This window comes from Leifsonia shinshuensis, from assembly GCF_014217625.1.
In the GTDB taxonomy this organism is placed as follows: Bacteria; Actinomycetota; Actinomycetes; order Actinomycetales; family Microbacteriaceae; genus Leifsonia; species Leifsonia shinshuensis_A.
On the sequence record NZ_CP043641.1, the window covers coordinates 2,441,184 to 2,466,215 of the forward strand.

The following is a 25,032-nucleotide window of genomic DNA, read 5'->3' on the forward strand; positions in this document are numbered from 1 at the left end:
GCCCGGTGAGCGGCGACGGCTCCGCGCCCTATCCGCTCGGCATCACGCTCGTCGAGGGCGGCGCGAACGTCGCCGTCTACAGCGAGAACGCGGACACCGTGTACGTCTCGCGCTTCGACGCGCGCGGGCGGGAGACGCGGACCGAGCTGCCCAACCGGACCGGGCACGTGTTCCACGGCTTCGTCGCCGGGCTCGTCCCGGGCACCCGCTACGGCATCCGGGTCGCGGGACCGTGGGATCCCGCCAACGGCCTCCGGTTCTCGCCCGCGAAGGTCCTCCTCCCCACGCGTGCCCGCGCGGTCAGCGGCTCGTGGGACAACTCGCAGGCCGTGTTCGGCCACCAGCTCGGCCGGCCGAAGCGGCGCAGCGACACCAACGGCAAGGGCCACGTCGCGCTCGGGGTCGTCGTCGACCCGCAGGAGTTCGACTGGGGCGACCACGAGCGGCCGCACACGCCGCTCAGCGAGACCATCATCTACGAGACCCACGTGAAGGGCTTCACCAAGCTCATGGAGTGGGTGCCGGAGGAGTTCCGCGGCACCTACGCCGGCCTCGCCCATCCGGCGGCCGTCGAGTACCTGAAGAATCTCGGCGTCACCGCGGTGGAGCTGATGCCGGTGCACCAGTTCGTGCAGGACCCGCACCTGCAGGAGAAGGGCCTCCGCAACTACTGGGGCTACAACTCCATCGGCTTCTTCGCTCCGCACAACGAGTACGCCGCGACCGGCGACACCGGGCACCAGGTGGACGAGTTCAAGGGGATGGTCAAGGCGCTGCACGCGGCCGGCCTGGAGGTCATCCTCGACGTCGTCTACAACCACACCGCGGAGGGCAACGACCTCGGCCCGACGTACAGCTTCAAGGGCATCGACAACCCCTCCTACTACCGGCTCGTGGAGGGCGATCGCGCGCACTACTTCGACACCACCGGCACCGGGAACAGCGTCAACGTCAGCCATCCCGCCGCCCTCCAGCTGATCATGGACTCCCTCCGCTACTGGGTGGAGGACTACCACATCGACGGATTCCGGTTCGATCTGGCCACCACGCTCACCCGGCAGGGCGGCGACGCCAGTCTGCACAGCGCTTTCCTCACGCTCATCCAGCAGGACCCGGTCCTTGCACGGGTGAAGATGATCGCCGAGCCGTGGGACACCGCCGGGTATCAGCTCGGCGGCTTCCCGGCCGACTGGTCGGAGTGGAACGGGAAGTTCCGCGACGACGTGCGCGACTTCTGGCGCGGCACCCCCGGCGTGCTCGGGACGCTCTCGCAGCGGGTGCTGGGCAGCCCGGACATCTACGAGGACTCCCGCCGCGCGCCGCTCTCGAGCGTCAACTTCGTGACGGCCCACGACGGCTTCACCCTCGCCGACCTCACCAGCTACGACGAGAAGCACAACGAGGCGAACGGGGAGGACAACCGCGACGGGGAGTCCGACAACCGCTCCCGCAACTACGGCGCCGAGGGCCCCACCGACGACGAGGCGATCGTCGCCGTCCGCATCCGGCAGCGCAAGAACCTCCTCGCGACCGTCCTGCTGTCGGCCGGCGTCCCGATGATCCTCGGCGGCGACGAGATCGGCCGCACCCAGCAGGGCAACAACAACGCCTACTGCCAGGACAACGAGATCTCCTGGTACGACTGGGCGAACGCCGACTGGGAACTGCACGAGTTCACGGCGGCGCTCATCCGCCTGCGCCGCACCGAGCCCGCCCTCCGGCCCGAGTGGTACCGGCACGCGCCCGACGCGGGCAGCCGCGACACCGTGCGCATCGTCCGCGCCGACGGGGAGCAGTTCACCGACGACGACTGGGGCGACCCGGAGGCGCGGTCGATCGCGTTCGTGCTCATGCACGAGGGCGCCGACTCGTTCCTGCTGCTGCTCAACGCGGCCGCGAACGGTGTGGAGTTCGTGCTGCCCGACCCGCCGGGCGCGCACTGGGAGCTGGAGTCGTCGAGCGACCCCGAGCTCGCCCTCAACGACGGCGAGAGCGTGATCGTCGGCGAGACCTCCTTCGCCCTGTTCCGCTCGGCGGCCGAAGGATGAGCGAACAGCAGATCCCGGCCCTGCTCGGCCGCTACCGCCCGCAGACCCTCATCGGCCGCGGAGGCGAGGCGGTCGTCTTCCGCGCGACGGACGAGATCCTCGACCGCGAGGTCGCCATCAAGCTGTACCGGTCGGCGACCGAGGAGCAGATGGCGCAGTACCGCACCGAGCAGACGGCGCTTGCGCGGCTCAGCCACCACGGCATCGTGTCGCTCATCGACGCCGGGATCGACTACTCGGCGCCGAAGGATCCGCGGCCGTTCCTGGTGATGGAGCTGGTGACCGGCAGCGACCTGGCCTCCACGCTCCGCGAGCGGTCGCTGAACACGGAGGAGATCGCGGAGATCGCCTACGACGTCGCGGAGGCCCTGGAGTACGTGCACGCGAACGGGGTCGTGCACCGCGACATCAAGCCGTCGAACGTGATGCTCGTGACCTACGGCACGACGACGTTCCGCGCCCGCGCGCGGCTGACGGACTTCGGGATCGCCGGCGGCATCCTCGCCTCGCCGGAGACGGAGGAGGAGGGCAAGACCACGACGGGGACGGCCGCCTACCTCAGCCCCGAGCAGGCCTCGCTCCGGGCCGCGACCCCCGCCAGCGACGTCTACTCGCTCGGGCTGGTGCTGCTGGAGTGCTTCACCGGGACCGTGACCTACCCGGGAGGAGCGGTGGAGTCCGCACTCGCTCGGCTGAAGAACGATCCCCCGGTGCCGGACGACCTCCCGGACGACTGGACCCGGCTGCTGCGGGCCATGACGGCACGCGATCCGGCCGAACGGCCGTCGGCGGCCGAGCTGGCCGTGGCGTTCCGGGAGGCGATCTTCGCGGCGGCGCCGGTGGGCGCCCGGTCCTGAGGGTGGGCGCCAGGTCCTGAGACTGGTTCCGCTCAGAGCCGCCGCAACCGCAGCGCCGGATCCCGCTCCCTGGCGGACTCGACCGCCTCGGGCTCCGCCTCCGCCAGCATCGTCTCCGGTGCGCCCCCGGCCTCCACCAGCACGTCCCCGTGCGGGTCCGCGAGCAGGCTGTGCCCCACCGAGATCGGCTCGGCCTGCGACACCGCTGCGGCGTAGCAGCCGTTCTCGATCGCGCGGGCCCGGGCGAGCGTCCGCCACTGGTCGACCTTGGACGGCCCAGGCACCCAGGACGAGCACACGGCGATCAGCTCGGCGCCCGCGTCTGCGAGCGCGCGGCCGAGCTCCGGGAAGCGCAAGTCGTAGCAGGTCATCAGCCCGACCGTCATCCCGGCGGCCTCGAACACCACGGGCTCGGGCTCCGGCGCGGGCGCGATCCACTCGGACTCGCGGAACCCGAACGAGTCGAAGAGATGGATCTTGCGGTACCGGGCGAGCAGGGACCCGTCCGCGCCGAACGCGGCGAGCGTGTTGAACGGTCGCGGCTCGGCATGGTCGGCGGACTGCTCGACGAGGCCCGCCACGATCGCCACACCACGGGAGGCCGCCAGCTCGGCGACCGCGGTCCCGAACCGGCCGTCCAGCGGCTCGGCGGCGCCCGCGAACGTGGCGTCCACCATCTTCTTCTCGTACATCGCGTACTCGGGCAGCAGCACCAGGTCGGCGCCCTGGTCCGCCGCGCGCGCGACGGCGTCGCGGACAGCCCGGAGGTTGCCTGCGACGTCGTCGTCCGACGCGAGCTGGGCGAGGGCGAGCCGCACCGCTACTCCCGCGCGGGGGTGGGGTCGGGGGCTGCGTCGTGCACGTGCGCCGCCTCGGACGCGGCGACCGGAGCGGCGTCCCCCCTGGCCTCCACCGCGTCCCCGTCGGCCTCGTCGTACGAGATCTCGGGCGGCAGCTGCCGGAAGCCCTTCGTCACGATCGCCAGCACGATCACGCCGAGGACGAGCCAGCTCAGTCCGAGGACGATCGCGTTGATGTCCAGCCGGGTCAGCAGGTAGCCGGTGATGATCGCGCCGATCGCGGGCACCACCAGATACAGGACCGCGTTGTGCCGCTGGCCCGCCCGGCGCTGGCGGAAGTAGTAGACGATCACCGACACGTTCACCATCGTGAAGGCGACGAACGCGCCGAAGTTGATGAACGAGGTGGAGGTCGCGACGTCGAGGAACATCGCCACCAGCCCGACCACGCCGATGATCACCAGGTTGACCACCGGCGAGCGGAAGCGGCGGCTGATCTCGCCGAACACCTTGCGCGGCAGTGCGCCGTCGCGGCCCATCGCGAACATCAGGCGGGCGGCGGAGGCCTGGGCGGCGAGGCCGGAGGCGAACTGGGCGACCACGAGGCCCGCGATGAAGATCGAACCGAAGACGTTGCCTCCGATGGTGATGGCGATGTCGAACGCCGCCGAGGACGAGTCGTGGAACGCGCCTCCGGGGTGGACGAGCTGGGTGGTGTACGACACCAGGATGAAGATCACGCCGCCGATCAGGGCGATGAGCAGGATGGCCCGCGGAACCGTCTTGCGGGGCTCGATCGTCTCCTCCGTGAAGGTGGTCACGGCGTCGAAGCCGAGGAACGAGTAGGCCGCGATGGCGGCGCCGGCGGTCACGCCCTGGAACGTCGCGGTCGGATTGACGAACGGACCAGCGGAGATCAGACCGCCCGCACCCTGGTGCGCGACGACGGAGCCGATCGAGAGCCCGACGAACACGACGATCACGAGCACCTGGAACGCCATCAGGATGTAGTTCGTCCGGTCCGCGACCTTGATGCCGAGGATGTTCAGCAGCGTGGTGACGATGATGAAGCCGAGGATCCACACCCATCCCGGCACGCCGGGGAACTGCGCCTCCAGGTAGGCGGCGCCGATGAGCCAGATGACCATGGGCAGGAACAGGTAGTCGAGCATCACGGCCCAGCCGACCAGGAAGCCGACGCGCGGGTCGATCGTGCGGCGGACGTACGTGTAGGCCGACCCGGCGACGGGGTAGGCGGCGGCCATCCTGCCATAGCTGGAGGCCGTGAACAGCATCGCGACCAGCGCGACGAGGTAGGCGGACGCGCTCGCGCCGCCGGTGGTCTCGGCGACGACGCCGAAGATCCCGAGGACGATGAGCGGCGTCATGTACGCCAGGCCGAACAGGACGAGCGACGGGAGGCGGAGCGTCCGGGCCAGCGACGGCTGGGCGGAGGCGGAGGCGGGAGCAGTGGACATGCCGGGATCCTTCACAGGAGAGGCTGACGGGAGGAGGTGGTGCTCGGGATGGCGCGGGCCTGGACGGCCCGCGACCGGACGGCCCAGTCACGGGGGTCGATGCGGCCCGCGTACAGCGGCAGCGGGATCGCCGCGTCCTCTGGACGGAACTGCGACCACATCCGGTTGACGCCGGCGGTGCCGTGCTCCCGGACGTGGGCGACCTGGTCGAGGTCGAGGGCGAGCGCGAAGACGGTCTCCTCGTCTCCTGCCGACTCCGCGAGGACGGCGCCCTCCGGGTCGACGACGATCGAGCGGCCGCGCCCGACCGGACCGGCGGTGTTGACGCTCACCGTGAAGACCTGGTTCGCGATGGAGTTGGCCCGCGCGAGCACGACCTCCTGCTCGCGGTCGGGCGTGGTGGTCTTCACGACGTTCACGATGACCTCCGCCCCGAGCCAGGCCAGGTGCCTGCTGACCTCGGGGAACCAGGCGTCGTAGCAGATGTCGAGTCCGACGGTGCTGCCGTCGAGGTCGAAGACGACGAAGCGGTCGCCGGGCACGTAGGGTTCGAACGGCCGCCACGGGAAGATCTTGCGGTAGCTCGCGGCGAGCGCGCCGTCCGGACCGAAGGCCAGCGCGGTGTTGAAGAGCTCGCCGCCCGGACCGCGTTCGCAGACGCTGCCGGGGACGAGCCAGACGCCCGCGTCGGCGGCGATCGCGCCGAGTGCGCGCACCAGCTCGTCGTCGAGCCGCACGGCCGACGCGTCGAGGGCGGCGTTCCGCTCGCCCTCCGGAAGGTGGTCGGCTCCGAACAAGTGGAGCTCGGGGTAGACGACGAGACGCGCGCCCGCCGCCGCGTGGCGGGCGACGTCGGCGGCGAACGGCGCGAGGCCGGCGCCGATCGGGCGGGGTGCGGCTTGGACGCCGGCGACGGGGAGCTGACCCGGCATGGGGACCTCCATTGGTCGGGACGGGTGAGGCGAATATGAGGAAGTACTGGGAAACAAAATAGATCAATATGATCGAATTTGTCCAGCCCGGGTGACCTCCCTATGCTGGACGCCATGACCGGCGACGCTCCCGGCACGCTGAAACACACGGCCGTGCCCGCATTGACGGGTCCCGCCGTGGCCGGGATCACGCGGCTCTCGGCGGTCGACACGGTTCGCGCGCGCATCGCCCTGGCGGTCGAGCTCCGGCTGCTCGCGCCGGGCGAGCAGCTGCCGAGCGACGCGGACGTGGCCGCAGCCCTCGACGTCAGCGAGATCACCGCCCGCCGCGCGATCAAGAGCCTGGCCGAGGAGGGGCTGCTGCGGCGCGTGCGCGGCCGCTCGGGCGGCACGTTCGTCGCGGAGGCCTCGCCGGCCGTCGCCGGGACCGGCTCCGCCGTCGAGACGTATCGTGCCGACGCCGAGCAGGTGCACCGGCTGATCGACCAGCGACTGCTCGCCGAGACGAGCCTGAGCCACCTGGCCGCGGTCTCCGCCACCGACGAGGACCTCGCCGAGCTGGACGCCGCCGTCGCCGCGGCCTCCGCCGCCCAGGACTGGACCGACTACCACGCCGCGGACGAGCGCTTCCACCTGGCCGTGGCGCGCGCGGCCGGCCGCCCGGCGCTCGCCGTGCTGTACGAGGAGACGCTGCGCCGGCTCTACGCGTACTTCATCCCGTACCCGATCGCCTACCTGCATGAGGTCAACGCGGAGCACGCCGCCCTGGCCGCCGCGATCCGCGGGCACGACCCGGAGGCCGCCGTCGCTCTCGCCGAACGGCACGTCGCCGTGCTGCACGAGACCATGTTCGTGGGGCTGGAGCAGGACTGACCGGCCTCAGCGGGCCGCCAGGACCTCCGCGATCCGTCCCGGCACCGTCTCGTCCTGCAGGGAGGTCGTGTCGCCGAGCGGCCTCCCGTCGAAGAGGTCGACCAGCAGGCGGCGCATGATCTTGCCCGAGCGGGTCTTCGGGAGGTCGTCGACGACCACGACATGTCGCGGCTTCGCGATCGCGCCGATCGCACGGGCGACCTGGTCGCGCAGGCCCGCGGCGTCCGGCGCGGCGCCGGCCGGGATGACGAACGCCGCCACCGCCTGGCCGGTCGTCGCGTCGCCGACGCCGACCACCGCGGCCTCCGCCACAGACGGATGCGCGACCAGCGCCGACTCGATCTCGATGGTGGAGAGCCTGTGGCCGGAGACGTTGATCACGTCGTCCAGCCTCCCGAGCAGCCAGAGGTAGCCGTCGTCGTCCACGGCCGCGCCGTCGCCCGCGAGGAAGTAGCCGCGGTCGGCGAACGCGCGCCAGTACGAGTCGCGGTAACGCTCGGGATCGCCCCAGACCGTGCGCGACATCGCCGGCCAGGTGCCGTCGATGACGATGGAGCCGCCGGCGCCTCGCGGCACGTCATCCCCGCGCTCGTCCACGACCCGGACGGTCACGCCGGGCACCGCCACGGTCGCCGAGCCGGGCTTCAGCGCGGTGACGCCCGGCAGCGGGGCGACGATGGCGGCGCCGGACTCCGACTGCCACCAGGTGTCCACCACGGGCGCGCGGCCGGCGCCGAGCTGCTCGCGGAACCAGACCCAGACCTCCGGGTTGATGGCCTCCCCGACGGTCCCGAGCAGCCGGATGCTGGAGAGGTCCCAGTCGCCGGCCGCGGCCACGCCGTCCGGGAACCAGCTCATGAAGGTGCGGATGAGCGTGGGCGCGGTGTAGTACGTCGTCACGCCGTAGCGCTCGATGATCTCGAAGTGCCGGGCTGTGGTGGGGGCGTTCGGCGTCCCCTCGTAGATGACGGAGGTCGCGCCGTTGGACAGCGGCCCGTACAGCACGTAGGTGTGCGCGGTCACCCAGGCGAGGTCGGCGGTGCACCAGTAGACGTCGGAGTCCTTCGCGTCGAAGAGCGCCCAGTGGCTCCACGACGCCTGGGTGAGGTAGCCACCGGTGGTGTGGACGACGCCCTTGGGCCGTCCGGTCGTGCCGGAGGTGTAGATGATGAAGAGCGGCGTCTCGGCGTCGAAGAACTCGGGCTCGTGATCGGTCGCGGCGGTGTCGACGACGTCGTGCCACCAGACGTCGCGGCCAGGGGTCCACGGGATGTCCGGGGTGAGCTCACCGGTACGGCGCACGACGAGGACGTGCTCGATCGCGTTGTCGCCCGCGACCGCGGCGTCCGCCTGCGCCTTCACCGGCACGGCCGCGCCGCGGCGGAACTGCCCGTCGGAGGTCACCAGCAGTTTCGCCCCGGTGTCCTCCACCCGGAACCGTAGCGCCTCCGCCGAGAACCCGCCGAAGACGAGCGAGTGGATGGCGCCGACGCGGGCGATGGCGAGGGTGATGACGACGGTCTCCACGAGCACCGGCAGGTAGACGACGACACGGTCGCCCGTCCCGACGCCGAGCGCGGTCAGGGCGTTGGCGGCCTGGGCGACGCGGCGCTGGAGGTCGGCGTACGTGACCGTCTCGCGGTCGCCCGGCTCGCCCTCGAAGTGCAGCGCGACCCGGTCGCCGTTCCCGGCGGCGACGTGGCGGTCGACGCAGTTGACGGCTGCGTTCAGCCTCCCGCCGGCGAACCACTCGGCGCGCGGGATGCTGAGCTCCCCATCCGGGCCGGGCGTCGCCGGCTCCCAGGTGTGCGGGGAGTGCCAGCGCTCCGCCCAGTCGAGGCGGGCTGCCTGCCGCTCCCAGAAGGCGACCGGGTCGGCGGCGGCCTCGGCGAACACGTCCGCTCCGACGTTGGCCTGAGCGGCGAACTCCGGGCTCGGCTCGTACAGGCGGGACTCGCGGCCCAGGTTCTCGATCGCGCTGCTCACCCTGACGACGCTAGCGGCGGCCTCCCCGGCCGGCCGCGGCCCGCGTAATCCCCCGTAACCGCCGCGCGGTGGGAGCATGTGGTCATGGAACCGGTCGCAGCGCTGAACGAGATCGCCTTCTGGCTGGAGCGCGAGCTCGCTCCGTCTTTCAAAGTCCAGGCGTTCCGCAAGGCCGCCGCGATCATCGCACCGCTCGGGGCGGACGAGGTCGCGGCGCGCGTCGCGGACGGGCGGCTGAAGCGCACGAAGGGAATCGGCGACCGCACCTTCCAGGTCATCTCGCAGGCCGTCGACGGGGAGGTGCCCGCCTATCTCGCCGACCTGCGCGAACGCAATGCGGAGCCGCTCGACGCCGGCGGCGCGGAGCTGCGCGCCCAGCTGCGCGGCGACCTCCACAGCCACACCGAGTGGTCGGACGGCACGGTGCCGATCGAGGTCATGGCCGCGGCCGCCGCCACGCTCGGCCGCGAGTACCAGGCCATCACCGACCACTCCCCCACGCTCACGGTCGCGAGCGGCCTGAGCGCCGAGCGGCTGGAGGAGCAGCTCGACATCATCGCTGGGCTCGACACCGGCGGCGTCACCCTCTTGACCGGCATCGAGGTCGACATCCTGGAGGACGGCACGCTCGACCAGACGCCCGCCCTCCTCGACCGGCTGGACGTCGTGGTCGCCAGCGTGCACTCCAAGCTGCGCGCGGACAGCCGGACCATGACCGCCCGGATGCTCGGCGGCATCCGCGCGCCGCACACGAACGTGCTGGGTCATATGACCGGGCGGCTCGTCCAGGGCTCGCGCGGCACCCGGCCGCAGAGCGAGTTCGACGCCGACGCCGTGTTCGCGGCGTGCGTGGAGAACAATGTCGCTGTCGAGATCAACTCGCGGCCCGAGCGGCAGGACCCGCCGGACGACCTCATCCAGCGCGCCCTCGCGGCGGGCTGCCTGTTCTCGATCGACACCGACGCGCACGCGCCGGGGCAGCTCGACTTCCTGGCCTACGGAGCGGCGCGGGCGGCGGCGAACGGGGTGCCGGCGGAGCGCATCGTGACGACCTGGCCGCTGCCGCGGCTGCGGGAGTGGCTGGCGAACTAGCGCCGGCCCCCAGGAGGCCGATTCTGCCGACTATCGGAATCGGCACCCGAAACGCCGAATCACCACGTATTCCGTGGTGAAAAGGCCCGATGTGGTATGCGATCCGTCGTTGTCGATTCGGATTTCGTTGCGGAGTGGGCTTACTATGGCACGTCCCCGACCTGCAGCGAAGGAGCTCGCGTGTCCACCAACCCCGCACCCACCGCACTCCGCCGGAACCTCGGCCTCTGGGCGATCGTCGGCCTCGGACTCGGCTACATGACCCCGATGACCGTGTTCGACACGTTCGGGATCGTCACCGGAGAGACCAACGGGGTCGTGCCGTCCGCGTACCTCTTCGCGCTGGTGGCGATGGTGTTCACCGCGGTGAGCTACGGCCGGATGACGCGGGTCTTCCCCTCGGCCGGATCGGCGTACACGTACGCGTCGGAGACCATCCACCCGAATGTCGGCTTCCTCGTCGGCTGGTCGTCGCTGCTGGACTACCTGCTGCTGCCGCTCGTCAACGCGCTGATCGTGCGCCTCTACCTGGAGTCGTTCTTCCCGCAGGTGCCCGGCTGGATCTGGGTCGTCGGCTACGTGGCGGCGATCACGGCGATGAACCTGTTCAGCATGTCCTCCACGTCGAAGGTCAACGGCGTCCTGGTCGCCTTCCAGATCGTGCTCATCGCCGTGTTCGTGGCGCTGACGTGGGCGTCGCTGAGCGGCGGCGCGGGCAACGGGACCGCCTTCAGCCTGGCGCCGCTGTTCCACGAGGGCGTGCACCTCGGCGCGGTGATCGGCGGCGCGACCGTCGTCTGCTTCTCGTTCATCGGCTTCGACGCGATCACGATGTACACCGAGGAGGCCAAGGACACCCGCACGGTGCCGAAGGCGATCGTGCTCGCGCTGATGATCGGCGGCGCGATCTTCTTCGTCGCGGCATGGTTCGCGCAGTCGCGCTTCCCGACCCTGGCCGGGTTCCACTTCACCGACGACACGCTGCCGGAGATCGCGCTCAAGACCGGCGGTCTGTTCTTCCAGATCCTGTTCATCTCGGCCGCGGTCGCGGCGGCGGTGGCCTCCAGCCTGGCGTCGCACGCCAGCGTCTCGCGGATGATCTACGTGATGGCACGCAACGGCAACGGCCGCATCTCGCGCGTGCTGTCGTTCGTGCACCCGAAGTACCGCACGCCGGCCGTCGCCGTGCTGCTCGTCGGCGCGGTGTCGATGCTGGCGGCGGCGTTCACGCTCGAATTCGTGTCCTCGATGATCAACTTCGGCGCGCTCATCGCCTTCACGGTCGTCAACGCGACGGTCATCATCCACTTCGCGATCCGCAAGCGGCAGGTGCGCGGCGCGAAGCAGATCGTGCGCAACATCGTGCTGCCGGCGATCGGGATGGTGCTGACCGGCGTGCTCTGGGCCAACCTCCACCTCGACGCGCTCACCTACGGCCTGATCTGGCTGGCCATCGGCATCGTCACGCTGCTCGTGCTGACCCGCGCCTTCCGCAAGCGCCTCGGCGTGAAGCTGGACGAGGACGGCGACGCCGCGATCATCACCCGCGAGGGCGCGCCGTCCGAAGTCCGCAGCTAGAGACTGTCGGAGCCCGGCCGCCGAACGCACTCGATGGCGGCGAGCGCCTCGGCGACGATCTCCGGCACGGGCCGCATCGAGTCCAGCCGCAGCCGGGCGTCGCCCCAGCGGCGGAAGTTCTCCTGCCGCGCGACGACGGACTCCCAGGTCGGTTCGGGGAACCCGGCGATGTCCCTCCGTCGCTCGCCCAGCCGTCGCCGGTGCGTCGCCGGGTCGCCGCAGAAGACTTCGATGAAGGTCAGCGGCGCCGCGAGGTCCGCGGCGAGCGACGTCCACTGGCCACGGGCCTCCTCCACGTCGTTCACCGCGTCGACCAGAACGTCGTTGCCGACCAGCAGCTGTTCCCGGGCGAGGTCCTCCGCGACGACGTAGGCGGCGAGCCCGGTCGGCTGCGCGCGGTCGATCCCGGAGCGCCACAGTGCCGCCTCGATGGGATCGACCGAGAGCAGCGTGCACCCGAGCGCTCGCGCGAGTTCGCCGGCGACAGTGCTCTTGCCAGAGCCGGGGAGCCCGGCCATCACGATCAGCATGGCTTCATTCTGGCGTCGGGTGACGCCAGGAGCCGGTCGCCGCTGCCGGCTAGTTGCCCCAGGCGGAGGCGGGGGCCGTCACGATCTGGACGGGGGACGTGCTCCAGTGCGAGCCGTAGCCGTAGTGGCTCCCCGCCCACGGGGAGGCCCAGATCGCGGCCGCCGTCACGTCGGCGCTCGTGCCGGCCGTGAGTCCGGCGACGACGGCCGGGTAGCCGCGCTGCAGGTTCTCGGCGCAGTACTTCGCGGCCGTCACCAGGTCGGGGTAGCTGCCGAGACCGGCGCCGCCTCCCGAGCCGTAGCCGTTGTTGAGAGGATTGTTACGGTTCCACCAGTCCGGCGGGCCGTTCTCCTGGCGCATCCAGCGCAGCATGAAGTCCACGTTGGCCTTGGTCGTCGGCCAGCCGCCGAACATCAGCACCAGCTCCGCCCACGACTCGTTCGTGCCGATGCGGGCGAGGCTCTCGATGCTGTCCGTCGCGCCGAGGGTGTCGCGGTCCACGACGGGGGCGCCGATCGTGGCGTCCACCAGGAGGTGCTGTACGGCCTCCGACGCGGGAGCGCCCGGCGCAAGGGTCGTGGCGTCCGGGCCGATCACGGTCGCGGCGAGCGCGGCGTCCGTCGGCACGATGGAGAAGCCGCAGACCAGCGCGATCACCGCGAGGGAGACGCCGAGGCGGTGGTGGAGCGGGAGCTGCAGCGGGCGGCGCCTGCGGCGGGGTGCGGACGCGGTCCGGGGCGGCTCCGCAGCGCTCGACCGCCTCGCCGCGGGTACGGCGGCGCGACGGCCTGCCGAGCGGCGGCCGCGCATGCGAGGGGGTTCCGCGGACGTCATACCCGATCGAGGGTACCAGCGGCTCGCTTTAAGGGAACCCGGGAGTCGCGCCGTCACTCGGCTGGGAGCGGCGCGCGCACGTGCCCTTCGGCGGCCGTCGCACCCGGGTCGACCGGGCGGCGGACGCTCATCACCACGACGCACACGACGATGGCCGCGAAGAGCACCAGGCTGACCGGTCCCGTGCCCAGGTCGAGGCCTCCACGCGCGTGCGAGACGGCCAGCCAGTCCGAGATCGAGGCTCCGAACGGGCGGGTCAGAACATATGAGGTCCAGAAGGCGGCGGTCGCGCCGAACCCCCACCAGCGGTACGCGACGCCCGGAATGGCGAACAGCACGCCGAACAGGATCCCGGATACCAGGTAGCCGAGGCCGAACGTCGTCGCGGTGAGGTCGCCGACCGCCGTGCCGAGCGCGAAGGTCGCGAGGACGGCGCACCAGTAGAAGAACTCCCGGGCGCGCGTGTCGATGTGGTGCACCGACAGGGTCCGCTGCGTGCGGTACCAGACGACGAACACCGCGGCCAGCACGATCGCGAACACGATCGTCGACACCAGGTACGGGATGCCGATGACGATGTGCATCACGTCGGCCACCATCGTGCCGAACACCGCCACCATCAGCACGGTCAGCCAGTACACCCACGGGATGTAGCGGCGCACCGCGAACTGGAGCACCAGCGCGGCGGCGAACACCACGAACGCGGCGATCACGGCGATGACCGGGTCGTAGTTCTTGACCAGGAAGTCGGAGGTCGTCTCCCCCATCGCGGTGGTCAGCAGCTTGGTGACCCAGAACAGCGCGGTGACGGCGGGGACCTTGTTGCGGAGCATCCCGCCAGCATTCCGCAGCGCCTCCCAGAATCCTCTGAGAGGACCGGGCCGGGCTGGGCGCTGGGAGCGGATTTGGGATCCTTAGCGGCATCTGGGGAGGCGGCGCGGAGGCTGGATGGTCGAGGAGGGATCCATGACCGCAACCACACCCCGCCGCGCGCGCACCGGAGACGGCACGGCCCGGCGCACCTCCACGCCGTCCACGCACCTGCACAGCGCCGACGCCGCCGCAGCGCGCGGCATCGTCCTCCCGCTCACCGTCATCCTCCTGGTGGTCCTCGCCGGGCTCGCGATCGTGGCGTCCCCTGCCATCACCGCGTGGGACCTCGGCGTTATCCGCACCGTCGAGTCCGCACGCACGCCGTTCCTCGACGCTGTGACCCTGACGGACTCCGTCCTGTTCTCGCCGGTCGCGGCCCTGCTGATCGTGGCCGTGATCTCCGCGGCGACCTGGCTCGCCCGGCGGAGGCTCGCGCCGGCGCTGGCGTTCGCCGCGCTCGCGCTCCTCCCGTGGCTGGGCAGCACCGTCGTCAAGGACATCGTGCGGCGTCCGCGCCCGCTGCCGGTGGACCTCCCGCACCACGTCCTCACGGACAGGGGGTTCAGCTTCCCGAGCGGGCACACCAGCTTCGCCGTCGCGCTCGGCCTCGCGCTGCTGATCGCGTTCGGGCACGGCCGGCTCCGGAAGCCGCTGATCGCCGTCGCGGTGGTCATCGCGCTAGTCACCGCGTTCTCGCGCGTCTACCTCGGCGTGCACAACCCGTCCGACGTGCTGGCGTCGCTCGTCTACGCGACGGCGGCCGTCCTCCTGGTGCTCGGCGTCCTGCGGCTGATCGCGCCCGCGGTGGAGCGGATCCCTCTCATCGGCCCGGGGCTGATCGGTCCGGGGCTCGACCCGCGCGACCGTCGCGAACCGCGGAGGCCGCGATAAGTTGAACGACATGGAGGCCACCCGACTGCGCGTGCTGCTCGTCGAGGACGACGCGCGCCTCGGCCCGCTGATCGAGCAGGTGCTGTCGGAGTCCTACGACGTGACGCGCGTTGTCGACGGGGAGGCCGGGCTGGCGGCCGGGCTCGGCGAGCGCTTCGACGCGATGGTCGTCGACCGCCGGCTGCCGGGCATCGACGGCGTGACCCTCGTCGGCAAGCTGCGCGACGGCCGCGTCGTCGCGCCGATCATCATGCTCACGGCGCTCGGCGCCCTCCGGGACCGCGTCGAAGGCCTGGACGCCGGAGCGAACGACTACCTCGTCAAGCCGTTCGAGTTCGACGAGCTGCTGGCGCGGCTGCGGGCGCTGACCCGGACCTACACCGGCGAGGGCCGCGAGCTGCCGGTCGGCGAGTGGAGGTTCTACCCGGAGAGCCGCAGCATCTACTCGCCCTACGAGGGGCGCATCCAGCTGACCGAGCGGGAGTCCGACCTGCTGCGGCTGCTGGCGGAGAGCCCGCTGCGGACATTCTCGCGCGCGCACATCCTGGAGGCCGTATTCGAGGCGGACGAGCAGCCCGGCACCGTGGACACCTACGTGCACTACCTGCGGCGGAAGACCGATCCCGAGATCATCGCGACCGTGCGCGGCGAGGGCTACCGGCTGGGGCAGCTGTGAGGCGGCACTCATGACCAGACGGGACGACGTCGACTTCCGGGAAGTCCGCCGCGCCTCGCGGACGGTCGGACTCCAGCTCACGATCGCGTCCGGCGCTCTGGTCGTCGCGGCGATCGGGGTGGCGTTCTTCTTCGTCCTCGACCAGCTCCAGCCGAAGGAACTGCAGGAGGCCCCGCGTCCCGGCGAGCACAAGATCTACATCGACACCGTGGACGCGATGATCGCGTTCATCGTGGTCGGAGTGCTGGCGGTGGTCGTCGCGGGCGTGCTCGCGGTGGTCGTCACACGGCGCGCGGTGCGTCCGCTCGGGGAGGCGCTGCGCCGGCAGCGGGACTTCGTCGCGGACGCCAGCCACGAGCTCCGCACGCCGCTGGCGGTGCTGGACGCGCGCCTCCAGGTGCTGCAGCGCGGCCTCCCGGACGGCGACCCGTCGACGGCGACGGTGGCCGAGCTGCGCGATGACACCCGCACGCTGATCGAGGTCGTGAACGATCTGCTGCTCGCCGCGGACCCCGAACGCGAGCGCGCTGCGGCGTCGGACGGACCCGTCCCGCTGGCCGAGCCGGTGCGGCGAGCGGTCGACTCCCTCGGGGTGCTCGCGGAGCAGGCCGGGGTGGAGGTGCGGCTGGAGGTGCGCGACGAAGTCGCCAGCGATGTCCCGGCGACGACGCTGCAGCGTTGCGCGACGGCGCTGCTCGACAACGCGGTCGCGCACTCCCCCTCCGGCGGCGTGGTGACGGCGACGATCCGGCGGGAGGGGCGCTCGGCGTACCTGACGGTCGCGGATCAGGGCCCCGGCATCCAGGGCATCGACCCGGCACGGATCTTCGACCGGTTCGCCCGCGCCGCGCCGAGCGCGCCGACGGCCCCCGGCCGCTCCCGCTCGGGCTTCGGGATCGGGCTGGCCCTGGTGCGGGAGGTCGCGGTCCGCCACGGCGGCGAGGTGCGGGTGGCCTCGACGGGCCCGGAGGGCACGGCCCTCGAGCTGCGCCTCCCGGCCCGCTGAGCGGCCCACCGGCCACATCCCGCCGGCCCTCGATCCCGCCACCCCGCCATCCCGCCACGGGATGTCCGGAACTCCGGAGATTCGCCCCGCAGCCTCTGGAATGTCCGGAGTTACGGACTCCCGAGCGGCGTGTCGCCGCAGAACTCCGGAGTTACCGGCACCGCGCCCAATTCCGGAGAGTTCGGCGGAAGAGGGCCGTGAATGACCGTAGTTCCGGAGATTCGAGGGCGAATGGTGCGGATCTCCGGAGTTGGTGTCGCCGCGCGCGTCGTGCGGCGGCCGGCCGCGGCGGCCGCTAGCGGATGGGGGCCGAGTCGTTCAGGCGGGCCAGCAGGTCGGCCAGGCGGCCGACGTCGTCGGCGCCCCACTGGCGGAGGCTGCGGTAGAGCTGGGCCTGGTCGGCCGCGCGAGCCTCGTTGACGCGCTCGATCGCCGCCGGGGTCGCGACCAGGAAGCTGGCGCGGCGGTCGGCCGGGTCGGTGCGGCGCTCGACGAAGCCGAGCTCCTCCAGGATGCGGACCTGGCGGCTGACGACGCTCTTGTCCGTCGCGAGCTCGCCGGCGAGGGCGCCCGCGTGCACGGGGCCGGTCCGCACCAGCGTGTTCAGCAGCTTGAAGCCGACCGGCTGGAGGTCGGGGTGAACGCGCGCGGACCGCTCGCGCATCCCGGCGCTCACCCGGTTGAAGAGGATCGTGAACTGCTCCTCGACCGACGCGATCGCCGCGTCCGCCGGGTCGGCCGAGCCGGCCGCCGGCCCGGAACGGGCGGTGCTGTCGTGCAGCGCCGCCCGCTCCGTGTTGTCCATGGCCGCGATCATAACGCGTCCCGTCAGCGTCGTTCCTGAGTGCCGATCGACCCGGTCGCCGGCGCTCCGATCATCGCCTCGGCGACCTCCACGACCGTCTCCTCGGCCTGCTCGGCAGCCGACTCGGGAGCGCCGGCCGCTGCCGCGTCCTCGTCCAGCTGCTGGATCGCCGTCTTCGTGCCGAGCTTCGTGTTCGGCAGCAGCAGGATCGCGATGATCGTCACGATCGCCAGCGGCACCGCCACCAGGAAGATGTCCGCGACCGCCTGGCCGTAGACCGCCTCGATGATGGTCCGGATGCCGACCGGCAGCTTGCCGACCTCGGGCAGCGTCCCGCTCTGCAGCGTCTGGGCGATCTCCATGCCCTTCTGGCCGAGCTTCGCGATGGCGACCTGGAGGTCGTGCTGCCGGTCGGCCATCAGGTCGGTGACCTTGGTGCCGAGCAGGCTGCCCATCACCGAGACACCGATGGTGCCGCCGAGGCTGCGGAAGAACGCGACGTTCGAGCTCGCCGCTCCCAGCTGCTCCGGGCGCACGGTGTTCTGCACGATGAGCACCAGGTTCTGCATGACCATGCCGACGCCCGCGCCGAGGATGAGCATGTAGAGGGAGACCAGCACGTAGTTGGTGTCGTACTCGATGGTGCTCATCAGGTAGAGCCCGACGGTCAGCAGCACGGAGCCGGCGACCATGAACGCCTTCCACTTGCCGAACCGGCTGATCAGGTTACCGACGATCGTGGACGAGAGCAGCAGGCCGATGATCATCGGGAGGGTCAGCAGCCCCGACTCGGTCGGGGTCGCGCCGCGGGCGAGCTGCATGTACTGGCCGAGGAAGACCGAGGTGCCGAACATCGCGACGCCGACCGAGATGGAGGCGATGACCGCGAGGGTGAAGGTGCGGTTCTTGAACATCGCCAGCGGGATGATCGGCTCCTTGACGACCAGCTCGGTGATCACCGTGGCGACCAGCAGCGCGACAGCGCCGCCCACCATCCAGAACGTCTGCGCGCTCCACCAGTCGAACTGCGAGCCGGCCATCGTCACCCAGATGAGCAGCAGCGAGATGCCGCCGGCGAGGAAGATCGCGCCGAGGTAGTCGATGCGGACCTTGCGTGCAGGGCGCTTCGGGAGCTTGAGGGTGACCTGCAGCAGGATGATCGCGACGATCGCGACCGGGACGCCGACGAAGAAGTTCCAGCGCCAGCCGACCGAGTCGGTGAGGAGGCCGCCGATCAGCGGGCCGCCGACCGTGCCGACGGCCATGATGCCGCCGAACAGGCCCATGTAGCGGCCGCGGTCACGCGGGCTGATGATGTCGGCCATGATGATCTGACTCAGTGCGGTCAGACCTCCGGCGCCGAGGCCCTGCACGACGCGGAAGCCGATCAGCATGTCCGTGTTCTGCGAGAAGCCGGCGAGCGCGGACCCGAGCACGAACAGCACGAGTGCGAGCTGGATGAGGATCTTGCGGTTGAGCAGGTCGGCGAGCTTGCCCCAGATCGGCGTGGAGACCGTGGTCGCGAGCAGCGTGCTCGTCACGACCCAGGTGAACGCGGTCTGGTTGCCGCCGAGCTCGGAGATGATGCGCGGGAGCGAGGTCGACACGACCGTGCCCGCGAGGATCGAGACGAACATCCCGAGCAGCAGCCCGGACAGGGACTCGAGCACCTGCCGGTGCGACATGGCCGAGGCGGGGGCGTCCTCCCTCGTGGAGACAGTGGACATGTGATTCCTTCGCAGTTGGTTGACAATGAGCAACCATATATAATTAGTGGACCAAAATCAACTAACAATCTGCATTCGTGTAAAATTTCCGAGCATGCAAACTTTTCCCACCATCCCCGAGGCGGCCGCCCCCGCGCCCGGCTTGCGCGAGCGCAAGAAGGCGCAGACCCGCGCCGACCTCGAGCGCGCCGCCGTCGAGCTCGTGCTCGCGCGCGACCTGGATGACGTCACCGTCGACGACATCTGCGCACGCGTCCCGGTGTCGCACCGGACGTTCTTCAACTACTTCGACAGCAAGGAGGACGCGCTGTTCGGCGTCCGCCGGGCCTGGGGCGACCGGTCGCTGGTGACGGAGCGGCTGCAGGAGGCGTACGACGGCAGCGTGGTCGCGGCCGTCATCCAGACGCTGTTCCGCGCCCTCCCCGCCGAGACGGCCGACCCGGCGCTGCACGAGGCGCGCATGCTGATCGCGTCGCGCAACCCGGGGCTGATCCGACGGAGGGTGCGGAGGCTGGACGACCTGCGCTACGGGGTGGTCGCGGCGGTGGCGGAGCTGATCGAGCAGGTGGCGGGAGCGGACGCGGACGCGGTCGGGGGCGACGTGCCGGTGGAGGCTCAGGCCGAGCTGCTCCTGGTCGCGTGCATCGGGGCCGTCCGGATCGCGGTGCGGGAGTGGGCGGAGGCCGGGGCGACCGGTACGCCGGACGAAGTGTCGGCACGGGCGGTGGTGATCGCGCGGTCGCTCGCGGGGCTGGCGCGTCGGTAGCGGAGGAGATCTGCCGGCGCGGCCGGTCAGAACGCAGTCAGCGGAGGAGATCGGGGCGCGCGGAGGGGAGATATCCTCCGTTGCCGGCGGCTCAGGCGGGGCGGAGGGCGGATGTCCCCCGTTGCCGGCGGATCAGGCGGGGCGGAGCTCGGCCAGGAGGACGCGGTCGCCGCCGTGGGTCCACCAGGCGTGGCGGGTCAGGCGGAGGCCGGCGGGGGCGACGGCCGCGGCGAGGAGTTCGGGGGTGCGGAAGCGCTCGTGGTGCGTGGGGTAGGGCGGTGACTCGGCGCCGTGGTGGCCCGCGTGGTGGCCGGTCGCGGCCTCCGTGCCCTGGCCTACGGCCGGGCCGGCCACGGAGGCGTCCGGGCGGCCGCCGTGCTGGGTGAGGTCGACCTCGCCGAAGGTGGCGGTGATCGCGCGGCCTCCCGGGCGCAGCACGCGGACCCACTCCGCGACGGCGGCGTCCGCGTCCGGGAACAGGTGCAGGCCCGTCGCGCACGTCACCAGGTCGAACTCCCCGTCGCCGAACGGGAGCACCGTCGCGTCGCCCTCGACCAGTTTCGCGTCGGGGAGCTCGGCGCGCGCGACCTCCACCATCCCGGCCGACAGGTCGATGCCCGTGAGACGCAGCGCGCCGTCACGTGCGTGCAGCGCCCGCAGCACCAGGCCGGTCCCCGTGGCGACGTCCAGCACGTCCCGCACTCCATCGAGGCCGGCGAACGAAGCCACCGCCTCGGCCAGCTCGCGGTGCATCTCGCTCTGGTCGTACTCCGCGGCACGGCCGTCGAAGCGGGCGCGGACGGCGGCGAGGAGGTCGTCGGTCATGGCGGGAGCCTAGCCCCTCTACACTTGCTGCATGACAGCCCCCGCCCTCCTCGCCTTCGCAGGCCTCTGCGCGATCCTGGCGGTGACGCCCGGCCCCGACACCTTCCTCGTGCTCCGTTACAGCCTGGCCCGTCCGGGCGCCGGTCTCGCGGCGTCGGCGGGGTCCGCCGTCGGCTCGATGCTGTGGGCGCTCGCCGTCGCGCTCGGGCTGGCCGCGCTGCTCGAGCAGTCCGCCGAGGTCTACCGCGTCGTGAAGATCGCCGGCGGCCTCTACCTCATCTACCTCGGCGTCGCCGCCCTGATCGCCAGCCGTCGTCACGCCGCCCAGGGCCCGGAGGCGCGGGTGCGGACGACCACGCTCCGCTCCGGCTTCCTCGCCGGGATGCTGTCGACCGTCATGAACCCGAAGGTCGGGCTGTTCTTCCTCGCGATCGCACCGCAGTTCGTCCCGCACGACGGCGCGGCGATCGGCAACACGCTGCTGCTGGGCGCGATCGACGCGGTCGTCGCCGCGGCCTACCTCACGGTCGTGGCCCTGCTCGCGTCCCGCGCGATCCTCTGGCTCAAACGGCCGTCGGTGACGAAAGCGCTGGAGCGGATCTCCGCCGCGATCCTCGCCGCCCTCGGCATCGGGACGATCGCGCTCACCGCCGCCGAGTAGGCCTGCGCCTGTCCTGACAGGCTGACAACAGCCACACGGTGTACGGTTGTTCTGACATTTGACCCGACCCTGTGGAGGACACGGATGCAAGCCGAGTACCCGCTGCCCGTGGACCTGTTCGACAGCCTCGACAAAACGAGCCCCGTGCCGCTCTACTACCAGCTCGCGACGGCGCTGGAGGCCGCGATCCGCTCCGAGACCGTGCCCCCCGGGTCGCGGCTCGAGAACGAGATCTCGCTCGGCAACCGGCTCGGGCTGTCCCGTCCGACCGTCCGGCGCGCGCTGCAGGAGCTGGTCGACAAGGGCCTCCTGGTCCGCCGCCGCGGCATCGGAACGCAGGTCGTCCACGGCCGCGTGACCCGCAACGTCGAGCTGACCAGCCTCTACGAAGACCTCGGCCAGTCCGGGCAGACGCCGACGACGCGCGTCATCTCGTACGAGATCGGCATCGCGGACGAGACCGCGGCGAGCGAGCTCGGCGTCAAGCTGGGCTACCCGGTCCTGCAGATCACCCGCCTCCGGTCGGCGGACGGCGTCCCGCTCGCCATCCTGGAGAACACCCTGCCGGAGGAATTCATCGGCATCACGCGCGAGGAGCTGGAGACGCGCGGCCTCTACCAGCTCCTCAAGGCTCGCGGAGTGACCATCCGGGTCGCCAACCAGCGGATCGGCGCTCGCGCCGCGAACGCGAACGAGGCCGACCTGTTGGAGATCCGCCGCGGGTCTGCGCTGCTCACCATGTCGCGGACGGCGTTCGACAACTCCGGGCGCGCGGTGGAGTTCGGCCGGCACGTGTACCGGCCCGACCTGTACTCGTTCGAGCTCACGCTCGTCGACCGCTGACCCGGCCTCACCCGGCGACGAGGGCGCGCAGCGTCTCCAGCTGACTCCGCGCGGACTCCTCGGCGCGCTCGTCCTCGGCGAACACGTTCGAGACGATGATCGCGTCCTCCCGGTCGAGGAAGCCGCTCGCGCGCAGCGACCCGAACAGCTCCTTCCAGTCCACGTCGCCGTCGCCGATCTCGAGGTGCTGGTGGACGCGCACCGCGTTCCCCGGAGGGTTGGTGATGTAGCGGAGGCCGTGCGAGTGGCGGTGATCGAAGGAGTCGGCCGCGTAGACGGCGCCCAGCCGGTCCCCCAGCTCCGGGATCAGCGTGGCCGCGCGGTCGCCGTAGTGGAACGTATGCGATCCCACGTATACGAATCCGACAAGAGGATCGTTGAGGCCCCGGATGACCCGCCACGCCTCCAGGCCGTCCTCGACGAAGTCGTCAGGATGCGGGTCGATATTGAGCCGGATGCCCTCCCGATGCAGCACGGGGAGCAGCTCCTCCATCGACCGGTAGAAGGCCGCCTCGCTCGCCTCCGGCTCCTCCGGCCGGCCGCTGAACTCGGTGTTGATGACCGGCACGCCGAGCCCGGACGCCAGCTCGATGACGCGCGTGAAGTTCTTCACCGCGGTCTGCCGCTCCGGCTCGGTCGGCCAGCTGATCCGCTGAACCGGCAGCAACGAGGTGATGCCCACTCCCGCGTCGGCCGCGCGCTTGGCGAAGGCCGCCGCCAGCGCGTCGTCGGCCTTGGGGCGCCGGAAGAACGGCGCGAAGTCCGCGTGCGGCGTGAGCTGGAGGTGCTCGTAACCGAGGCGGGCGACGGCGTCGGGGATGTCCAGCAGTGCGTGGTCGTGGTGCAGCGGGGTCGGGTCGTAGGCGAGCGTCACCATGATGGCCTCCGGGATCGAAGCGGACGGGCGGGGTTCGGGTCGAGTGCGCTCGGGTCAGGCGTAGAACGCGGGGCGCCCGGGCGATTCGACGGCGACGGGTCCGGACTCGTCGAGCGCGCGGACGCCGGCCTCGCACGCGAGCGCGACGAGGTAGCCGTCCCAGGCGTTCGGCCCGGCGACGAGCGATCCGTCGCGCACGGCGTCCACCCAGGCCTGCACCTGAGCGTCGTACGCGCGGGCGAACCGGGTCTTGAAGGTCGTGTGCTCGGCGATCGACAACGCGGCGTCCGACCAGCGCTGCAGCCCGGACGGCTGCCCGATGCGCGCGATGCCCGTCTGGAACACGGCCTCGGCGCCGACCTGGTAGCCGAACTGAACGCTGACGTTCATCTCCACGTCCACCAGCACGCCGTTCTCCAGCTCGATGAGCACGAGGATGGGCTCGCGGAGCCGTTCGGGCGCGAGGTCGTTGCGCCGCGGGTACTTGACCTCGACGCTGCGGACCGGGGATCCGGCCAGCCACGGCATGACGTCGAACTCGTGCACGACCGAGTCGGTGATGAGCATCGACTGGGTGTAGCTGTCCGGCACGGACGGGTTGCGGTGCACGCCGCGCAGCATCAGCAGCTCCCCTGCGTCGCCGCCTGCGATGAGCTCGCGCAGCGCACGGTACTCGTCGTCGAAGCGGCGCATGAAGCCGAGCTGGATGTGCGGGCGATCGAGCCTCTGCTCGAGCTCCAGGATGCGCGACGACGACGCGCTGTCGGGCGTCAGGGGCTTCTCGCACAGGATCGGGAGGCCGGCCTCCAGCGCGGGCACCAGCACCGGCTCATGGAACTGGCCGGGCGTCGCGATGATGACCGCGTCGAGGGCGGACGCGTCGAGGGCTGCCTCGATGCTCGCATAGGCCTGGGCGCCCGGGGCGGCGGCCGCCGCGGCGTCGGCCCGGCCCGCGTCGGGCTCCACGATCGCGGAGACGGTCGCCCCGCTGATGGTGCGGGTGATGCGCTGGATGTGGTCGGCGCCCATCTGTCCGGCGCCGACGACGCCGACGCGGAGGTCCTGGTTGCTGCTGGTCATGCGGAGTGGCTCGATTCTGTGCGTGGGGGGTCGGCGGGCGGGTCTCAGCGGGTGCGGGTCAGCGGCGAGCACCCGAAGATGTGCTGCCGGGTGCGGGTGGCGATCCCGAGCGGGACGTCGATGTCGATGCCCGGCATGTCCTGCTCGACGATCGCGAAGATGTCCGGGTCGATGGCGGCGACCGCCTCGATGATCGGCGCGAAGTCCGGGATGCCGGCGGGCGGCTCGACCATCACGTCGATGGCCGCGTCGGCGAACGCCACGTCGTTCTTCAGCACCTCGAAGCGCAGCTCGGGGTCGATCTGCTTGAGGTGCAGATACCCGATGCGCTCGGGGTGGTCCTGGATGAGCGTGACGTTGTCGCCGCCGTAGTAGGCGAAGTGGCCGGTGTCGAGGCACAGGTTCACGTAGCGGGGGTCGGTCTGCGCAAGGAGGCGCTCGACCTCCCGGTGCGTGCCGACGTGGGAGTCGGCGTGCGAGTGGAACTGCTGCCGCAGTCCGTATTCCTCGAGCAGGATACGACCGAGACGGTCGTGTCCGGCGGCCAGCGACACCCACTGCTCGTCGGTCAGGGTGCGGGGCTCCAGGGTCTCGCCCGTGGCGTCCGAGCGCCAGAGGTCGGGGATGACGACGATGTGCTCTCCGCCGACCGCGCGGGTCAGGGCGGCGACCTTCTCGACCTGCTCGACGGCGCGGTCCCACTGCCCCGCGCCCTTGTGGAAGCCGGTGAACACCGTGCCGCCGCTGATCCGGAGGTCGCGCTTCGCGAGCTCGTCCAGGAGCTGCGCAGGGTCGGTCGGGAGGTACCCGTACGGGCCGAGCTCGATCCAGTGGTAGCCCGCGGCCTGCACCTCGTCCAGGAAGCGGTCCCACAGCGTCTGCCGCGGGTCATCCGGGAACCACACGCCCCACGAGTCGGGAGCGGTGCCGATCCGGAGGCCGGACGTGTGGGCCCCGGCCGGGCGCTGGTCGGTGGCGGTTTCGGTCATCGTC

General features: G+C 71.4%; 24 protein-coding genes. 11 read left to right on the top strand and 13 right to left on the bottom strand.

Annotation, left to right across the window (positions count from 1 at the left end):
* Nucleotides 1-5: 5 nt before the first annotated feature.
* The gene (gene glgX / locus F1C12_RS11690) at nt 6-2,048 is read left to right on the top strand and encodes a glycogen debranching protein GlgX (RefSeq protein WP_185275179.1); all 2,043 of its coding nucleotides are present in this window, start codon (nt 6-8) and stop codon (nt 2,046-2,048) included.
* Nucleotides 2,045-2,905, top strand: a complete 861-nt coding sequence (locus F1C12_RS11695; protein WP_185275180.1) for a serine/threonine-protein kinase — start codon at nt 2,045-2,047, stop codon at nt 2,903-2,905. The genes glgX and F1C12_RS11695 overlap by 4 nt, the downstream gene beginning before the upstream one ends.
* Nucleotides 2,906-2,937: 32 nt before the next feature.
* Here the strand turns inward: F1C12_RS11695 and F1C12_RS11700 are convergent, their stop codons facing one another.
* The 3 genes from F1C12_RS11700 to F1C12_RS11710 are packed head-to-tail and all read right to left on the bottom strand — an operon-like array spanning nt 2,938 to nt 6,115.
* Nucleotides 2,938-3,723, bottom strand: a complete 786-nt coding sequence (locus F1C12_RS11700) for a carbon-nitrogen hydrolase family protein (protein WP_185275181.1) — start codon at nt 3,721-3,723, stop codon at nt 2,938-2,940.
* A gap of 2 nt (nt 3,724-3,725) precedes the next feature.
* Nucleotides 3,726-5,183 carry an APC family permease gene (locus F1C12_RS11705; RefSeq protein WP_185275182.1) on the bottom strand — a complete coding sequence of 486 codons (1,458 nt, stop codon included), beginning with the start codon at nt 5,181-5,183 and terminating at the stop codon, nt 3,726-3,728.
* Between the two features lie 11 nt (nt 5,184-5,194).
* On the bottom strand, nt 5,195-6,115 hold the full coding sequence (locus F1C12_RS11710) for a carbon-nitrogen hydrolase family protein (protein ID WP_185275183.1): 921 nt from the start codon (nt 6,113-6,115) through the stop codon (nt 5,195-5,197).
* A 114-nt stretch (nt 6,116-6,229) separates the two neighbouring features.
* Between F1C12_RS11710 and F1C12_RS11715 the strand changes: the two genes are divergently transcribed.
* A complete protein-coding gene (locus F1C12_RS11715) occupies nt 6,230-6,988 on the top strand; it encodes a FadR/GntR family transcriptional regulator (RefSeq protein WP_185275184.1) in 759 nt (252 codons plus the stop codon).
* 6 nt (nt 6,989-6,994) lie between these two features.
* On the opposite strand, the gene acs is transcribed toward F1C12_RS11715, so the two are convergent.
* The gene (gene acs / locus F1C12_RS11720; protein ID WP_185275185.1) at nt 6,995-8,974 is read right to left on the bottom strand and encodes an acetate--CoA ligase; all 1,980 of its coding nucleotides are present in this window, start codon (nt 8,972-8,974) and stop codon (nt 6,995-6,997) included.
* 84 nt (nt 8,975-9,058) lie between these two features.
* On the opposite strand from acs, the gene F1C12_RS11725 reads away from it, so the two are divergent.
* Nucleotides 9,059-10,066 (top strand): PHP domain-containing protein, encoded by a 1,008-nt coding sequence (locus tag F1C12_RS11725; RefSeq protein ID WP_185275186.1) that lies wholly within the window; start codon nt 9,059-9,061, stop codon nt 10,064-10,066.
* Between the two features lie 180 nt (nt 10,067-10,246).
* The gene (locus F1C12_RS11730) at nt 10,247-11,644 is read left to right on the top strand and encodes an APC family permease (protein ID WP_258045860.1); all 1,398 of its coding nucleotides are present in this window, start codon (nt 10,247-10,249) and stop codon (nt 11,642-11,644) included.
* On the opposite strand, the gene F1C12_RS11735 is transcribed toward F1C12_RS11730, so the two are convergent.
* The 3 genes from F1C12_RS11735 to F1C12_RS11745 are packed head-to-tail and all read right to left on the bottom strand — an operon-like array spanning nt 11,641 to nt 13,842.
* Nucleotides 11,641-12,174, bottom strand: a complete 534-nt coding sequence (locus tag F1C12_RS11735; protein ID WP_185275188.1) for an AAA family ATPase — start codon at nt 12,172-12,174, stop codon at nt 11,641-11,643. The genes F1C12_RS11730 and F1C12_RS11735 overlap by 4 nt on opposite strands.
* 49 nt (nt 12,175-12,223) lie before the next feature.
* Entirely contained in the window at nt 12,224-13,009 is a 786-nt protein-coding gene (locus tag F1C12_RS11740) for a hypothetical protein (RefSeq protein WP_258045861.1), read from the bottom strand.
* Nucleotides 13,010-13,062: 53 nt separating this feature from the next.
* Nucleotides 13,063-13,842: a COG4705 family protein gene (locus F1C12_RS11745; protein WP_185275189.1), complete on the bottom strand. Its 780-nt coding sequence runs from the start codon at nt 13,840-13,842 to the stop codon at nt 13,063-13,065.
* A gap of 133 nt (nt 13,843-13,975) precedes the next feature.
* Between F1C12_RS11745 and F1C12_RS11750 the strand changes: the two genes are divergently transcribed.
* The 3 genes from F1C12_RS11750 to F1C12_RS11760 are packed head-to-tail and all read left to right on the top strand — an operon-like array spanning nt 13,976 to nt 16,455.
* A complete protein-coding gene (locus tag F1C12_RS11750; protein WP_185275190.1) occupies nt 13,976-14,773 on the top strand; it encodes a phosphatase PAP2 family protein in 798 nt (265 codons plus the stop codon).
* 10 nt (nt 14,774-14,783) lie between these two features.
* Entirely contained in the window at nt 14,784-15,449 is a 666-nt protein-coding gene (locus tag F1C12_RS11755) for a response regulator transcription factor (protein WP_185275191.1), read from the top strand.
* Between the two features lie 10 nt (nt 15,450-15,459).
* Complete coding sequence (locus tag F1C12_RS11760) at nt 15,460-16,455, top strand: sensor histidine kinase (protein ID WP_185275192.1); 996 nt, start codon at nt 15,460-15,462, stop codon at nt 16,453-16,455.
* 295 nt (nt 16,456-16,750) lie between these two features.
* Here the strand turns inward: F1C12_RS11760 and F1C12_RS11765 are convergent, their stop codons facing one another.
* Both F1C12_RS11765 and F1C12_RS11770 read right to left on the bottom strand, forming a co-directional pair.
* The gene (locus tag F1C12_RS11765; RefSeq protein ID WP_258045862.1) at nt 16,751-17,260 is read right to left on the bottom strand and encodes a MarR family winged helix-turn-helix transcriptional regulator; all 510 of its coding nucleotides are present in this window, start codon (nt 17,258-17,260) and stop codon (nt 16,751-16,753) included.
* A gap of 23 nt (nt 17,261-17,283) precedes the next feature.
* A complete protein-coding gene (locus F1C12_RS11770; protein ID WP_185278930.1) occupies nt 17,284-18,945 on the bottom strand; it encodes an MDR family MFS transporter in 1,662 nt (553 codons plus the stop codon).
* 136 nt (nt 18,946-19,081) lie between these two features.
* Between F1C12_RS11770 and F1C12_RS11775 the strand changes: the two genes are divergently transcribed.
* On the top strand, nt 19,082-19,753 hold the full coding sequence (locus F1C12_RS11775) for a TetR/AcrR family transcriptional regulator (RefSeq protein WP_185275194.1): 672 nt from the start codon (nt 19,082-19,084) through the stop codon (nt 19,751-19,753).
* A gap of 132 nt (nt 19,754-19,885) precedes the next feature.
* Here the strand turns inward: F1C12_RS11775 and F1C12_RS11780 are convergent, their stop codons facing one another.
* Nucleotides 19,886-20,578, bottom strand: a complete 693-nt coding sequence (locus F1C12_RS11780) for a class I SAM-dependent methyltransferase (RefSeq protein ID WP_185275195.1) — start codon at nt 20,576-20,578, stop codon at nt 19,886-19,888.
* Nucleotides 20,579-20,609: 31 nt separating this feature from the next.
* On the opposite strand from F1C12_RS11780, the gene F1C12_RS11785 reads away from it, so the two are divergent.
* The gene (locus F1C12_RS11785) at nt 20,610-21,239 is read left to right on the top strand and encodes a LysE family translocator (RefSeq protein ID WP_185275196.1); all 630 of its coding nucleotides are present in this window, start codon (nt 20,610-20,612) and stop codon (nt 21,237-21,239) included.
* A gap of 84 nt (nt 21,240-21,323) precedes the next feature.
* The gene (locus F1C12_RS11790) at nt 21,324-22,082 is read left to right on the top strand and encodes a GntR family transcriptional regulator (protein ID WP_219732609.1); all 759 of its coding nucleotides are present in this window, start codon (nt 21,324-21,326) and stop codon (nt 22,080-22,082) included.
* Nucleotides 22,083-22,089: 7 nt separating this feature from the next.
* Here F1C12_RS11790 and F1C12_RS11795 read toward each other — a convergent pair whose 3' ends face one another.
* The 3 genes from F1C12_RS11795 to F1C12_RS11805 are packed head-to-tail and all read right to left on the bottom strand — an operon-like array spanning nt 22,090 to nt 25,028.
* The gene (locus F1C12_RS11795) at nt 22,090-22,959 is read right to left on the bottom strand and encodes a sugar phosphate isomerase/epimerase family protein (RefSeq protein ID WP_185275197.1); all 870 of its coding nucleotides are present in this window, start codon (nt 22,957-22,959) and stop codon (nt 22,090-22,092) included.
* 54 nt (nt 22,960-23,013) lie between these two features.
* Nucleotides 23,014-24,039, bottom strand: a complete 1,026-nt coding sequence (locus F1C12_RS11800) for a Gfo/Idh/MocA family protein (RefSeq protein WP_185275198.1) — start codon at nt 24,037-24,039, stop codon at nt 23,014-23,016.
* Between the two features lie 44 nt (nt 24,040-24,083).
* Nucleotides 24,084-25,028, bottom strand: coding sequence for a sugar phosphate isomerase/epimerase family protein (locus tag F1C12_RS11805; protein ID WP_185275199.1), 945 nt, complete (start codon nt 25,026-25,028; stop codon nt 24,084-24,086).
* Between the last annotated feature and the right edge of the window lie 4 nt (nt 25,029-25,032).